General features: G+C 37.7%; 1 protein-coding gene. It reads right to left on the bottom strand.

All coding sequences use genetic code 11. The features are described 5' to 3' along the window. Positions 1-364: hypothetical protein (locus Q0C22_RS01835; protein WP_291490389.1), on the bottom strand; the 364-nt coding region annotated here is incomplete at its 3' end. Positions 365-414: the final 50 nt, after the last annotated feature.

Below are 414 nucleotides of genomic sequence, written 5' to 3' on the forward strand. Positions count from 1 at the left end.
TAGCATCACAAACATAAAGCGGATCTTCGTCTGTGCCTATATTAGTTTTAAAACCATACTCGTATGGTGCCTGAACTTGTGAAAAATAAGACATTGCATCCCATAAAGCAGGACCTGTCGGAGTCCCATAAAGCGGTATTTGATAGTTTAAATACTGCATTACATGCGTATAAGGATATTTTGGATTAGCACTTGCGGGAGCACCGCCGTTACTTGAAGGATAATCGCCAATGTAAACCTTTTGCGGTAAAACATAAGGTGCACTTCCGTTTTCTGTAGCAGTAGTAAACATTTCTAAACCAACTCTCGGTCTCATTGAACTTTGCTGCAACGACGGCAATACAGCATTCTCTATTCTGTTCATAGGAACAAGAACATTAAAAGTATAATTATAATTTAACCAATATACATAAT

Source organism: Desulfurella sp., assembly GCF_023256235.1.
Classification (GTDB): Bacteria; Campylobacterota_A; Desulfurellia; order Desulfurellales; family Desulfurellaceae; genus Desulfurella.